Source organism: Zavarzinia sp. CC-PAN008 (assembly GCF_051903925.1).
GTDB lineage: Bacteria > Pseudomonadota > Alphaproteobacteria > Zavarziniales > Zavarziniaceae.
Window position 1 is genome coordinate 3,784,517 of the sequence record NZ_CP173678.1, and the last position, 13,476, is coordinate 3,797,992.

The 13,476-nt window shown below is 68.9% G+C and carries 12 protein-coding genes; 7 read left to right on the plus strand and 5 right to left on the minus strand.

Annotated features, from left to right (window positions below; translation table 11 throughout):
* Nucleotides 1-8 precede the first annotated feature (8 nt).
* The 5 genes from ACI6GS_RS17735 (at nucleotide 9) to ACI6GS_RS17755 (ending at nucleotide 6,361) form a co-directional block, all read left to right on the plus strand.
* Complete coding sequence (locus tag ACI6GS_RS17735) at nucleotides 9-1,226, plus strand: polysaccharide pyruvyl transferase family protein (protein ID WP_439814789.1); 1,218 nt, start codon at nucleotides 9-11, stop codon at nucleotides 1,224-1,226.
* 15 nt (nucleotides 1,227-1,241) lie between these two features.
* Entirely contained in the window at nucleotides 1,242-2,729 is a 1,488-nt protein-coding gene (locus ACI6GS_RS17740) for an oligosaccharide flippase family protein (protein ID WP_439814790.1), read from the plus strand.
* A gap of 43 nt (nucleotides 2,730-2,772) precedes the next feature.
* Nucleotides 2,773-3,786, plus strand: coding sequence for a glycosyltransferase (locus ACI6GS_RS17745; RefSeq protein WP_439814791.1), 1,014 nt, complete (start codon nucleotides 2,773-2,775; stop codon nucleotides 3,784-3,786).
* Between the two features lie 205 nt (nucleotides 3,787-3,991).
* Nucleotides 3,992-4,996 carry a hypothetical protein gene (locus tag ACI6GS_RS17750; RefSeq protein WP_439814792.1) on the plus strand — a complete coding sequence of 335 codons (1,005 nt, stop codon included), beginning with the start codon at nucleotides 3,992-3,994 and terminating at the stop codon, nucleotides 4,994-4,996.
* A 15-nt stretch (nucleotides 4,997-5,011) separates the two neighbouring features.
* Nucleotides 5,012-6,361, plus strand: a complete 1,350-nt coding sequence (locus ACI6GS_RS17755; RefSeq protein ID WP_439814793.1) for an O-antigen ligase family protein — start codon at nucleotides 5,012-5,014, stop codon at nucleotides 6,359-6,361.
* On the opposite strand, the gene ACI6GS_RS17760 is transcribed toward ACI6GS_RS17755, so the two are convergent.
* A complete protein-coding gene (locus tag ACI6GS_RS17760; protein WP_439814794.1) occupies nucleotides 6,346-7,293 on the minus strand; it encodes a glycosyltransferase in 948 nt (315 codons plus the stop codon). The genes ACI6GS_RS17755 and ACI6GS_RS17760 overlap by 16 nt on opposite strands.
* 197 nt (nucleotides 7,294-7,490) lie before the next feature.
* On the opposite strand from ACI6GS_RS17760, the gene ACI6GS_RS17765 reads away from it, so the two are divergent.
* The gene (locus ACI6GS_RS17765) at nucleotides 7,491-8,642 is read left to right on the plus strand and encodes an AGE family epimerase/isomerase (RefSeq protein WP_439814795.1); all 1,152 of its coding nucleotides are present in this window, start codon (nucleotides 7,491-7,493) and stop codon (nucleotides 8,640-8,642) included.
* Nucleotides 8,643-8,664: 22 nt separating this feature from the next.
* Here ACI6GS_RS17765 and galE read toward each other — a convergent pair whose 3' ends face one another.
* Together galE and ACI6GS_RS17775 are read right to left on the minus strand one after the other, a co-directional pair.
* Entirely contained in the window at nucleotides 8,665-9,660 is a 996-nt protein-coding gene (gene galE, locus ACI6GS_RS17770; RefSeq protein WP_439814796.1) for a UDP-glucose 4-epimerase GalE, read from the minus strand.
* Nucleotides 9,661-9,682: 22 nt separating this feature from the next.
* Nucleotides 9,683-10,771 carry a glycosyltransferase family 4 protein gene (locus ACI6GS_RS17775; RefSeq protein ID WP_439814797.1) on the minus strand — a complete coding sequence of 363 codons (1,089 nt, stop codon included), beginning with the start codon at nucleotides 10,769-10,771 and terminating at the stop codon, nucleotides 9,683-9,685.
* Between the two features lie 178 nt (nucleotides 10,772-10,949).
* Between ACI6GS_RS17775 and rfaD the strand changes: the two genes are divergently transcribed.
* Complete coding sequence (gene rfaD / locus ACI6GS_RS17780) at nucleotides 10,950-11,933, plus strand: ADP-glyceromanno-heptose 6-epimerase (protein ID WP_439814798.1); 984 nt, start codon at nucleotides 10,950-10,952, stop codon at nucleotides 11,931-11,933.
* Here rfaD and ACI6GS_RS17785 read toward each other — a convergent pair.
* Nucleotides 11,924-12,529: a putative colanic acid biosynthesis acetyltransferase gene (locus tag ACI6GS_RS17785; protein ID WP_439814799.1), complete on the minus strand. Its 606-nt coding sequence runs from the start codon at nucleotides 12,527-12,529 to the stop codon at nucleotides 11,924-11,926. The two genes, rfaD and ACI6GS_RS17785, sit on opposite strands and share 10 nt — an antisense overlap.
* Nucleotides 12,529-13,476 (minus strand): GDP-L-fucose synthase, encoded by a 948-nt coding sequence (gene fcl, locus ACI6GS_RS17790; protein ID WP_439814800.1) that lies wholly within the window; start codon nucleotides 13,474-13,476, stop codon nucleotides 12,529-12,531. Before fcl ends, ACI6GS_RS17785 begins: the two co-directional genes overlap by 1 nt.

Below are 13,476 nucleotides of genomic sequence, written 5' to 3' on the forward strand. Positions count from 1 at the left end.
CACGCTCCATGGCCAAACCGCGCAAGCGCATCCTGTTCTCGTACCAGCTGCTGTCCAATGTGGGCTGCGAGATCATTATCCGCGGCAGCATCGACTTCCTGACGCGCGCCTTCCCGCAATACGACCTGGAATTCGTCGTCTCCAGCTATCATGTCGCGCGCGACCGGGCGATCCTGGCGGACCTGCCCCAGGTCACCATCGTGCCGATGCTGGGCTGGAAGCGCTATCTGCGCGCCGCGCTGACCTATACGGGGCGCATGGTCTCGAACTGGTCGCCGCGCTTCGCCACGGCTGAATTCCGCAAGTCCGACCTGTTCGTCTCGGTGGGCGGCGACATCTACACGATGTTCGGGAATTCGATCCCGCACGACTGGCTGGGTTACGAGGCCTTCGCCACGCGGCACGGGATCCCCTCGATGATGTTCGGCGCCAACATGGAGCGGTTCGAGATCGTCTCCGCCGCCGACCGCGCGCTCCTGCTCGCGCATCTGAAGCGCTTCCGCATCCTGGTCGTGCGCGACCGCGGCACCGCCGACTACCTGGCCGGCCACGGGATCAGCGAGAATGTCGACGTCTTCCCCGATCCGGTCTTCTCCCTGCGCCCACGGACGGTGTTCCATCGGCGGAAGATCCGTCGCATCGGCGTGAACTTCACGCCCATCCTGCTGCGCGACTTCGGTCCGCCGATCCTGGAGCGCTTCGCCGGGATCGTCAGCGACCTGGCGCGGGACGGCTACGAGATCACGCTGCTGCCCCATGTCTATTCCAGCGACGGCAATCCCGGTCTGAACGACCCGACCGCGCTGGCGGCGCTGCACGCGGCACTGCCCGACGACGTCCGCCCCCGCGTCGCGCTCTATGACCGGACGTTCTCGCTGGCCACGATCGCGGAGGCGCTGCAGCAGATCGACCTGTTCGTCGGCGCCCGCATGCATGGCTGCCTGAACTCGCTGACGCTGGGCAAGGCGGTGTGCTTCGTCGGCTACAGCCGCAAGGTCCACACCATGGTCGACTGGCTGGCCAACGAGAGCCCGTTCGGCGTGATGAAGCAGAGCTTCAACGCAATCCATGCCGATCAGCTCGACGCGGCGCAGCTGCGCGGCCTGATCGGCGCCCACGATGCCTGGGCGGCCGCCGCACCGGACGAGCCGGTGGAGGTCGACACGCTCAGCTATCTCCAGGGGCTGCCGGTCTGGGGGCACGTCACCCGCAGCGTCCCGCTCTAGGGGATCCGCCCGCGCATGGCATCGGACGGGCGTCAACCGCTCAGGAACAGCGGACGGATCGCGGCCAAGGGGATGGCCTGGACCGCCATCGCGCTGGCCCTGTCAAAGGTCCTGTCCTTTGGCAGCCAGATCGTGCTGGGCCACCTGCTCCCGGTCGAGACCTATGCCGTCTTCGCCCTGGTCGGCACGGCGACGATCTTCGTGACGGTCTTCCAGAATTCGGGCGTGGGCAAGGCCCTGGTCCAGGGCCACGACCGGCTGGACCAGATCCTGCCCGACTATTCGGCCTTTGCCCTGTGGATGGGCCTGATCGGCGTCGCCGTATTCCTGGTCGTCGGCGCCATCTTCCAGCACATCTATGCCGTGCCGGACCTGTTCTGGGTGATTGCCCTGACGTCGGTCAGCGTGCCGTTGATCGCCGTTGCCGTCGTCTGCTCCTCGCTGCTCAGCATCCGCTTCGCCTATCGCGACATCAACGTGGCGGAGATGAAGCGGGCGTTCGCCTATTACGCGCTGCTGATCCTGGTCGCCATCCTGGGGGCCGATGCCTTCACCATGGCGATCGCCCTCACCGTCACCTCGGCCCTGCACCTGTGGCTGCTGGCGGCCCGGCTCAAGGGCACGCGCTATGGCGTGCGCATCAGACCCCGCCGCTTCTTCGCGATCCTGGTCCAGTTGCGCTGGGTGATCCTGTCGGCGTTCCTGTTCGCGACCGCGATGAATGGCGACTATCTGGTCCTGGGCCTGATGCTCAGCCAGGAAGATCTGGGCCACTATTATTTCGGGTTCATGCTGGTCACCAGCGCCACGATCATGCTCAGCGCCGGCGTCAACCAGGCGCTCCTGCCGGTCTTCTCCCAGCTGCGGGAGGACCCGGCCGTGATCCAGGCGCAGTTCCTGAAGATCAGCGGCGCCATCCTCCTGCTCTGCGATCTGCTGTGCATCGGCCTGGTCGGCCTGGGCCCGGCGCTGATCCACGTCATCTGGGGCGGCAAGTGGGATCCTGCGATCGTCGTCGTGATCTCGATCGCGGCGGTCCTGCCGGTGCGGCTGATGTCGAACCTGGGCGCCGTCATCTTCGAGGCCAAGGGACGCTGGGGGCAGCGCGCCCTGGCGCTGTCCTGGGACGCGGCGGTGATCATCGCGTTCTCCTGGGCCGGTGCCCATTTTGGCGGCCTGGCCGGGGCGGCGCTGGCCGTGGCGCTGCAGCGCGCGATGAGCGGCCTCCTGGCCTTTGGCTTCTCGTCGACGTTGATCGGGCTGCGGCCCCTGCGCATCCTGGTCTTCATCCTGCGCAACATGGGGCCCTATGCCGTGGCGGTGGCAGCGCTCATCGTGCTCGCCCCCGATCGCCATCACCAGATCGACAGCGCCGGCGACATGCTTCGCCCGGCGCTGGAGACGATTGCCGCGATCGCGGCGTTCCTGGCGGTCAACGGCCTGTTCAACCGCGACCTGCTGGCCGTCATGGTCAACCTGGTCCGCCGGCGCAAGGCCGGCTGATGCGCCGCATGCGGCCATCGCTCCCCCGTCGCCGGAGCCATTGATGAAGATTGCCTATGTCCTCAGCCCGTCCTGCCTCTATGGCAACCTGTTCAGCGGCGTCGTGGTGCAGGCCCGCTGCTGGGCCGCCGGGCTGCGGGAACTGGGGCACCAGGTGGACTTTCCCGCCGCCCACCAGGCGATCGACTGGACGTCCTATGACGTGGTGCACCTGTTCCAGCATGGCGCGTGGTGCGACAGCCTCATCGGGAACCTGGCCCCGACCCGCTCGCGCACGGTCTTCTCTCCGATCATCGACCCGCCCAGGCCCTATGGGCGCCTTGCGGGCGCGGTGTCGCTCCTGCCGTTCGAGCGGCTCCGCCTGGCACAGAACCAGCGCCTGCTGCGCCTCTATGGCCGTCGGCTGGATCGCGTCCTCGCCCGGTCGCGGCACGAGGCGGAGAGCCTGCGGGCCGTTGGCGTGCCGGGCGACCGCGTGCCCATCGTCCATATCCCGATGAGCAAGGCCTGGGACATTCCGGACGACGCCGTGCTGCGCCATCCGCGCAACGGCGCGATCCTGCATGTCAGCAGCCTCAGCCAGCCGCGCAAGAACGTGCGCACGCTGGTCGAGATCGCGATGCAGGAGGGCTTCGCCCTGCGCCTTGCCGGCTCGATCGGGGATCCGGCCTTTGCCGCCTGGCTGCAGTCGGTCAGCGCCGCGCATCCCCGGATCGTCTATCTGGGGCGCATCGGCGACGACGTCATGCTGGACGAGATGCTGTCCTGTTCCGCCTTCTGCCTGCCCAGCCTGTTCGAGGGCGTGGGTCTGGTGGCGCTGGATGCGGCCTATTGTGGCGCCCACCTGGTCGTGACGGACCGCGGCGGCACCCCGGAATATGTCGGCGACACAGCCCGCATCGTCACCCCCGCCGATCGTGACGGCATCCGCGACGCGCTGAAGGCGGCCCTGGCCGAACCTGGCCCCAACATGCGTGGGCGCGCCCGCGTAATCGCCAACTACTCATCGCGCGGTTCGGCCGAAAATCTGGTCCAAACCTATCAGGAAATCTTGTGAGGATCGCGCGGTCCGCAAGACAAGCCAATGGCATATTCTTGCCCGAACGGCACCATGTCCCGGGCCATTACCCCATCGGGGCCTGTATCCGGCAACTTGACCGGGGCGAAGGCACGGCTGAAAATGCGCGGACCGAGGCGCACGGGCGCGCGCGGCCGCATGACCATGCCGCATCGACCAGATTGCCGCATCGACTGGTAGGACAATGAACTCACTTTGGCAGGCATTGAGCACGGTCGGCGGGGCGTTTCGGGTGGTCCGGCGGCGCTGGCTGCTGGGCCTGATCGTGGCTTCCGTGATGGGCTCCCTGTTCATCGGCATCACCTGGCTGCAGGGCCCCAGCTACAAGGCGACGATGATCGTGGGCGACGCCACCCGCCTGACCCGGTCCAGCTCGGGTGGCCTGCTGAACACCCTGGGCGGGGCGCTTGGCGGCCTCTCGGACGGTCTCTCCGCCGCGGCGTCGATCCAGCAGCTGGTCGGCGGCGCGGGCTCCCTTGCCAGCTACCAGTACATGCTGAAGTCGCCGACCGTCGCCCGCATCCTGTTGACCGAACGCGATGTCGTGCCCCTGCTGTGGCCGCCCGGGGCGGTCGACTACGCGACCAAGACCTGGCGAGTCGGCACGGTGCGGGGCATCATCAACAACTATTACGAGTTCTTTGGCGCGCCGCGGGATCCCCGCATCACCGCCGATGACGTGGCCACTGCGATCAACCGCATCGTCACCTTCAACGAGGATCCGATCTCGGGCGTCCTCCAGGTGGTGTGCCGCTCCGGCCGGCAGGAGGTCTGCGCGCCCCTGCTGACCATGGTGCACGAGGAGACGGACAAGGCATTGCGCGGGATCCGCAAGGACCAGGCGCTTCAGATCCAGTACTACCTGCAGCAGCGTCTGCCGGAAGTCACCCTGGTCGAGGTGCGCCGCGGGATGCTGGAACTGATGGAATCCGCCCTGCGCCAGGAGGTGCTGGCCGACACGACCGCATCCAGCGTGGTGCTGGTCCTGGGCCAGCCCAAGGATTCGGTCGAGACGGTGATGGCGGGGCCGTTCTTCCTGGTCGTCACGTCCGGTGCCTTTGGCGTGTTCTGCGCCCTGCTCGTGATCTTCGCGGCCGAGGCACGCCAGCGCACCCGGGCCTGGCAGCGGCAGCAGGCCTATCTGGAGCAGCAGGAGCAGGACCAGAGCCCCTACTCGACCGCTGCCTAGGGGTCGACGAGCCCGATGTTCGCGCTGCTCTCCCTGCTGACCGGGCTGTTCCTGCTCTACAGCATCTGGTCGATGCCGCGCCGGCCGGGGCTGATCGCCGCCTGCCTGATGAACAGCTACCCGATGTCGATCCATTTCGGGCCGTCGGGGGCGATGATCTCGATGCTGGTCTGGGGCCTGGTCGTGTTCGCCGCATGCACCCGGCGCCCGTCGATCCCGCCGACAGCCACGCCCGAGATCCTGCTGCTGGCCTGGTTCACCTACTATTTCCTGTCGATGTCCTGGGCTGTCGACCTGGGCGTGTCCTTCTCGTACCTGTCCGGCGTGCTGGCCCTGTGCGGTGCGTCCTATTTCGTCGGGCGGACGTTCGGCAGCGAGCGCGATTTCATGCGCGACTTCCTGGTTGGCTGCGCAATCCTGGTCCTGCTGCTCGGCCCGTCCATCCTGCTGAAGCAGAACCCGCTCAGCACCGGGCGCCTGACGGGTGGCCTCGCGGCCGTCGGCATCGGCACCCTGTTCGAGATTCCCCTGGTCGGCCTGCCGGTCCTGATCATTTTCCTGACCAACCTGAAATGGTGGTTCAAGGGGATCATGATCGGCTTCCTGGGCTTCGCCGTCGTGCCGCTTGCCCTGGCGAACGGTACGCGCAGCGTGATCCTTGCCGCAGGCGTCACCTGGCTGGTGATGGGCGCAATCTGGATCCTGCGGAACGGGATCAGGATGCGGTTCGTCGTGGCAAGCGTGCTGATCGTGTGCGCCGTGATCGGGTCGGCCATCGCCTTCCAGGATTACATCAACTCCGATCGCTCGCTGCGCCGCATCTTCGCGCTGATCAGCATCATCGGGATCGGCGACAGTGGCGACAGCTACGACGCGTCCAATGCCATGCGCCTGGACTGGTACAGGCAGGCGTTCGTCCTGATCGAGAGCTCACCCCTGATCGGCCATGGCGCTGGCGGTTTCGCCATCGAAGGGTCGTCGAACAACATCTACCCGCACCAGATGGTGCTGGAAATGCTGACCGATACCGGCGTGATCGGGGCGGCCCTGCTGATCGGCGGCATTGCCGGTACGCTGTACATGGGCCTGCGCGGCGCCCTGCGCCCGGCGCTGGACTGGGCATTGCTGGTCGCGGTGGCGCTGCTCGCAGGCGCGCTGGTGCGCCAGCAGGTCAGCATGAACATCACCATGGCCAAGGTGCTGTTCTTTGCCATGGGCGTCATCGTCGCGCGGACCGTCGAGGATCGCCGCGCGGCGGCCAGGCGGCGGGCGGAGCAGACGGAGGCGCTTCAGCGCCAGGCCACGCTCGACATCGCGAGCCAACCCGGCCCCAGCCTTGCCAGTCCGCCCTACCTGAACCGCTGACCCACGATCGGCAGGTGCGCCAAGGCCGCCTTGATCCGGCGATTGCGCATCAGGTTGGTCCGCCGCAGACCCCGCTCGAACACCGCGACGTCGGCCGGCACCAGGGCGACGCGCGGCGGCAGGTCGGGCGCATCGTCCCCCCGCCACGGATTTTCAGGCGGCCGCGGCATGAAGCGCTTCAGGGCGCCCAGGGTGCTGTGGGTGGCGCGGTCGTCGAAGCCGACATTGCGCACGAGCGTCGCCGGCGGCATCAGCGTCAGGCCCTGGCGGCGGAACACCGACCAGCTCCAGCGGATCGCCCAGCTGTCGCTGCGTCCGGTCATCTGGTCCTCGAGCATCTCCGCCAGCGGGAAGCTGTCATTGCAGTTGAACGCCCGCCGCAGGCCGGGATCGCTGCGCACCGCCTCCCAGCCCGTGGCCAGGGGATCGAAATGGGCCCAGGCCCGCTGCCATGTGGCCCAGCCCCACGAGACGACGAAGCGCTGATAGGATCCGGTGCGCCGGTTCTCGAAACCTTCCGCCGCGAACTGGTGCGCCGACACCTGATAGACGCGCGCGTCATCGGCCAGGGCGTCCAGCCCCTTGTTCATCCAGGTCAGCGTCGCGGGGTGCAGGAGCAGGTCGTCCTCGATCACGATGACGCGGCCGTATTCGGAACACAGACGCGTGACGCCCGCGATCACCGACCGCGCAAGGCCCTGGTTCGCCTCGGCCGCAACGACGGTCAGGCCGGGCCGGGCCCACGACGCCAGCAACTGCCGCACGTCCGCGACATCGGCGCGGTCGCGCTCGCCCTTGGCGCCGTCGGCAAAGACATAGACGGGCGAACTCGCGAATTCGGGACAGGCACTCAGGCTCTGCAGCGTCTCCTGCAGGTGTCTCGCGCGCCGGTAGCAGAAGATCGCAATGGGCGCGAGCGAACTGTCAGCCATGAGAATCCTTCGGACCAGGGGCGGCGGACGCCGGACGCCAGGCCAGCCATCCGGCCGGGCGACGCCGGGTCCTGCATGGCCGAATGCGACCGGCCGGTCAAGCGGTGCCAGACGGCGCCGCCTTGCGCCGCGTCGGTGTGTCGGCTACAGGCCGCGGGGACGCCACAAGCGGCGGGGACGATGGAGCAGACGGACCGGTGACCTGCCTTGACCTTGCGGCCGCCCAGGACGCCGCGCGCCACTGGCTCTTCAACCTCGCCCTGCCGCTCTGGGCGGAGCGGGGCATGGACCAGGTCCATGGCGGCTGTGTCGAGGTTCTGGACCAGGACGGCCTGCCCCTGGACCGCCCGCGCCGCTGCCGCGTCCAGGCCCGGCAGGTCTATGCCTTCTGCGAGGCGGGGCGCCTGGGCTGGCCGGGCCCCTGGCGAGAGGCGGCCGGCCACGCGCTGTCCTTCATGCTGGCCCGCCATCGCCGGCCGGATGGCTTCTTCCGCATGCTGGTCGCCCCGGACGGGTCCCCGCTCGACGGGCCGGTCGACAATTACGACCAGGCTTTCGTCATCTTCGCCCTGGCTTATGCCTTCCAGGCCGGGCTTGCCACGGGCGCGGAGGACGCCGCCGCCATCGCCCGCGGCGTCGCGGCGGCCCTGGACGGCAGCCGCGCGCACCCCCTTGGCGGCTATCGCGAGCAGGCGGCCGATGGCGGGCGCCTGCTGCAGAATCCGCAGATGCACCTGCTGGAGGCAGCCCTGGCCTGGCTTGACCAGGGCGAGGACGTTCCCTGGCGACGCATGGCGGACGGCCTGACCGGGCTGTGTCTGGCGCGCTTGGTCGAACCCGCGACCGGTGCACTGCGCGAGTTCTTCGACCAGGACTGGCGCCCCGCGGCAGGCCCCGATGGCGAGGTGGTCGAGCCCGGGCACCAGTATGAATGGGCATGGCTGCTGGAGCGCTGCGCGGCGCATGGCATGGCCGTGCCACCTAAGGTGATCGCCCGCCTTGTCGCCATGGGTGACCGCGGCGTCGACCTGGCACGGCAGGTCGCCGTGAACCGCATCGCTGTCGCGGGCCATGTCACCGATCCGGTCGCGCGGCTCTGGCCGCAGGCCGAGCGGCTGAAGGCCATGCTGACCATGGCCCGCCTGGAGCCCCACCGGGCGGGCGAGCACGAGGCCGCCGCGGCGCAGGCCTGGCAGGGCCTGGCCCGGTATCTGGCGACGCCACGGGCCGGGCTGTGGTGGGATCGCTGCCAGGTCGACGGCGGCTTTGTCGAGGAGCCTGCCCCGGCCAGCTCGCTCTACCACATCGTGTGCGCGATCTCGGCCCTGCTCACCTATCGCCGGGCCTGAACGGCACCGGGATGGCGCGGGGTCAGGCCTTGGCGGCGGCCTCGCGGGCCCATTGCTGGCGGTGCCAGGCAACGGCGCTGGCGACGATCTGGTCGGGATCGCGGATCGCGGCGCGCCAGCCAAAAGCCCGTTCGGCGCGGGACGGGTCGGCCACCAGGATGGCCGGGTCGCCCGCCCGTCGCGCGCCATGGCGCACCGGCACCGGCCGGCCGGCGGCACGCTCGACCGCCTCCACGATCTGCCGGACCGACGTGCCGCTGCCCGTGCCCAGATTGAAGGCACCGGAGCCACCACCGGCCTGCAGATAGGCCAGGGCTGCCACGTGGGCCTCCGCCAAGTCCTGCACGTGGATGTAGTCGCGCACGGCCGTGCCGTCGGGCGTGGGATAATCGGTCCCCATCACCTGGAAGGCCGGCAGGCGCCCCTCCGCCGCGGCAATGGCCAGCGGAATGGCGTGCGTCTCCGGCTCGTGCGCCTCACCCACCTCTCCATCGGGATCGGCACCGGCGGCGTTGAAGTAGCGCAGTGCCGCCCAATCCAGGCCATAGGCAGGACCGAAGTCGCGCAACGCCCGCTCGATCGCCAGCTTGGTGAAGCCGTAGGGATTGATCGGCCGCTCGGCGCTGTCCTCTGTGATCGGCACCTGGTCGGGGATGCCATAGACTGCGGCCGTGGAGGAGAAGACGATGCGCCGCGTCCCTGCCGTGCGCATCGCGTCGAGCAGGTTCAGCGAGCCGGCGATGTTGGTCCGGTAATAGCGTGCCGGGTCCGCCACCGATTCGCCGACTGAGATCAGGCCGGCGAAGTGCAGCACCGCCTCCGGCCGGTACGCGGCGATCACGGCGTGCAGGCGATCGGCGTCCAGCAGGCTTCCTTCCTCGATCGGCCCCCAGCGCACCGCTGCCCGGTGGCCATAGGACAGGTCGTCAAAGGTGATCGGCAGATGACCATGCCGGGCCAGCGCCTTGCAGACATGGCTGCCGATATAGCCGGCGCCGCCGGTCACCAGTACATGCATTCCCTGTCCTGTCCCGTTGGCCCTAGCGAGCCATGCCCGCCACCACCTGCGCCCCCAGGCGGCTGTCGTCGGCGTGCAGCTGGCGCGCGCGCGCGGCGATTCCAGCCAGGCGCTCCTCACCCTCGCCTGCCAGCGTCCGCAGAAGATCGCTTGCCACGGCGGCGAAGTCGACATCATCGGGGACTACGAGCAGGCAGTCCCTGACCTGATCGCGAATCGCCCCCCGGTCAAAGGCGACGACTCCCGCCCCCGCCGCGAAGGCCTCGTAGATCACCGTTGGCTGGGCCTCGAAGACATAGCGGGTCGGAAACAGGAAGACGTCGATATCGGCGAAGAACTGCTGCTTGTCCGCGCCATAGAGCGGTCCGCGCCAGCTGATCTCACCCCGCGCCACCGCGGCCTCGATCAGGCTCCTGTCCTCGGCCAGGGGGGCGGGGCCGGCCAGGATCATCTCCACAGGGGCGGCCAGGGCCTTGAGGCGCGCCGCGGTCGCCAGGAAATCGTGCAGCCCCTTCTCCCGGCTGAGATTGCTGAGCAGCCCCGCGCGCAGCATGCCCTCAGCCCGCACGGCAGGTGCCGCAGGCGGCACGAAGATCGCGTTCGGCAGGACCAGGTCGCGCCCCGGCCCCGGATAGCGCTGGCGGAAGGAGGCCGCCATGCACGGCGCCAGGAACACATGGATGGCCTGCCTGCCCGCCATGCGGTCCAGCAGAGCAATCAGGGTCGAGCGCCGGTTGATGTAGCCATAGGAATGATGGTGCAGGTACAGGCGCTGCCCGCTTGCCCGCGCGGCCAGGACCAGCAGCAGGTTGTAGACCAGCCCCAACCCGCCATTCACCCCCATGGAGACGCTGCGGCCCCCGCGCAGCCTGTGGCCCACGATGGCAAGCGCCGCCCGCACTGCGAGCGCCATCTGAAGCGGCGTGCGCAGCCACCCCGCCGAGGGCGGTGCCGCAAGGTTGCAGCGGATTACCGGGCAGTGGCCTTCCAGCCGGTCGGCCAGCGCCTGCGTGATCACCGAGAAGCCGTGGACCGGCGGAGGGTACGGTCCGATCACCAGGATGGGCCTGGGCGATTCGTCCGCCTGGTGCGGGCTCTGCTGCGTCGACATTGCGGCAGGGGTATACGATCGCGAAAGGGCCGAGTCACCCGTCTCGGCACGACCCCGTGCCACGCCTCCCGCCATTGACCCTGCCAGCGCGGTCGTGCGTCATGGCACGGCGTCCTGCGGGACGAATCCCTTGGCCGACAGTACTGGGCGCCACCGGACCGCCCGGGGAAGTGCGAACATGATCCTGGTCACCGGCGGCGCCGGCTTCATCGGCTCCAACATCGTGGCAGCCCTCAGCGACCTGGGTCGCCCGCCTGCTGTCTGCGATGTCCTCGGGACTGACGATAAGTGGCGCAACCTGGGGCGCCACGAACTGGCCGACCTGGTGGACCCCGCAGGCCTTGCCGACTGGCTGGCCCGCAATGGCCACGAGCTGGAGGCCATCGTCCACATGGGTGCCATCAGCAGCACGATGGAGCGCGATGCCGACCTGATCGCCGACAGCAATTTCAGGCTGTCCAAGATGCTGTGGTCCTGGTGCGCCACGAACGGGGTTCCGCTGGTCTATGCCTCGTCCGCCGCGACCTATGGCGACGGGGCTGCCGGCTTTGACGACGCCTTCTCGGTCGAGGCGCTGGCCCGGCTGCGCCCGCTCAACGCCTATGGCTGGAGCAAGCACCTGTTCGACCGCTTCGTGGCCCGTGCGGTCGCCGACCGCCGGCCGCAGCCGCCGCAATGGGCTGGCCTGAAGTTCTTCAACGTCTATGGGCCGAACGAGTACCACAAGGGGGACATGCGCTCCGTCCTGGGCAAGACGTTCGAGAGCGTGCGGGGCGGCGAGCCCCTGCGTCTGTTCCGGTCCCGCCATCCGGACTATGGCGATGGCGGGCAGATGCGCGATTTCGTCTGGGTGGGCGACGTCGTCGACGCCGTGCTCTGGCTCCTGGCCAACCCGTCGGTGTCGGGCCTGTTCAACCTGGGCAGCGGCCGGGCACGCTCCTGGCTGGACCTGGGCCATGCCTTGTTCGCGGCTCTGGGCCAGCCCCCGCGCATCGACTTCGTGGACATGCCCGACGCCCTGGCCGGCAAGTACCAGTACTTCACCGAGGCTCCGATGGCCCGGCTGCGCGCCGCCGGCTTTGGCGGCAACACGACCAGCCTGGAGGATGGCGTGGCGCTCTATGTCCAGCGCTACCTGGCGACCGACGATCCCTACCGCTGAACCCTGCTCTTGCGCGGCCGCACCGGAACCGCCGGGTTGCCGATGCAGATCATGCCGGGCGGCATGTCGCGCGTGACGGTCGAGCGGGCGGTGACCACGGCGCCGCGATGGACCGTGACACCCGGCGCGACAAAGACGTCGGCCGCCAGCCAGACCTGATCCTCGATCACGATCGGCGGGCCGGAAATCGGGAAGCTGGGGTCGGTATAGTCGTGCGTCCCGGCACACAGGTAGCAGGACTGCGACACGACCGTGTCGTTGCCGATGCGGATGGGCCCCAGGCTGTAGATCACGGCGTCGTCGCCGATCCAGGAATGGTCACCGATCTCGACCTTCCAGGGATAGGTGACGGTGACCGTGGGGCGCAGGATGACCCCCTTGCCCACCTTGGCGCCGAACAGGCGAAGCAGGAATGCCCGCCAGCCATAGAGCACCTGGGGCGACAGGCGGAACAGCGTCGCCTGGACCATCCACCACAGCTGGACGATGACCGCGTGCCGACCGCGGAAGCCGGGCGGGATCCGCGACGTGCGCAGATCCTGGTAGCGAACCTGGACCGTCGGGTCAGGCGCCGTCGGGTCAGGCGGCTCGGCCATCACGCCGCGCGCCGGCCGGCACCGTTCTGGACGAACCAGTCATAGGTCGTGCGCAGGCCGTCCTCCAGGTCGATGCGCGCGGTCCAGCCCAGGGACTGGAGGGCGGAGACGTCGAGCAGCTTGCGCGGCGTGCCGTCCGGCTTGGACGTGTCGAACTCCAGCCGGCCCTGGAAACCCACGACCTTGCAGATCAGCTGGGCCAGGTCCTTGATGGGCAGGTCGACGCCGGTCCCGGCATTGATTGGGTCCGGCCCGGAATAGACCCGCGCCAGATGCACGCAGGCATCGGCCAGGTCGTCCACGTGCAGGAACTCGCGCCGCGGCGCGCCGGTGCCCCACACGCCCATCGCCGGCGCACCCGCAACCTTCGCCTCGTGTGCCTTGCGCATCAGGGCGGGGATCACATGGCTGGCGGCCAGGTCGAAATTGTCGTGCGGGCCATAGAGATTGGTCGGCATGACCGAGATGAAGTCGGCGCCGTATTGCGCGCGATAGGCCTGGCACAGCATCACGCCCGCGATCTTGGCGATCGCGTACCACTGGTTGGTCGGCTCCAGCGCACCGGTCATCAGGGCGCTCTCGCGGATCGGCTGTTCCGCGAACTTGGGATAGATGCAGGACGACCCCAGGAAGACCAGCTTCTCGACCCCGGCCCGGTGGGCGCCGTGGATGATCGCCGTCTCGATCGCCAGGTTGTCGTAGAGGAATTCCGCCGGCCGCGTGTCGTTGGCCAGGATGCCGCCCACGGTGGCGGCGGCCAGGAACACCAGGTTCGGCCGGTTGGCCGCGATCCAGGCGGCCACGGCCTGGGCGTCGCGCAGGTCGACCTCGCCCCGGGACACGGTCAGCACCTCGCACCCCTCGCGCTCCAGGCGGCGCACGATGGCGGAGCCCACCATGCCACGGTGGCCCGCGACCCAGACGCGACGGCCGGCAATCTGGAACAT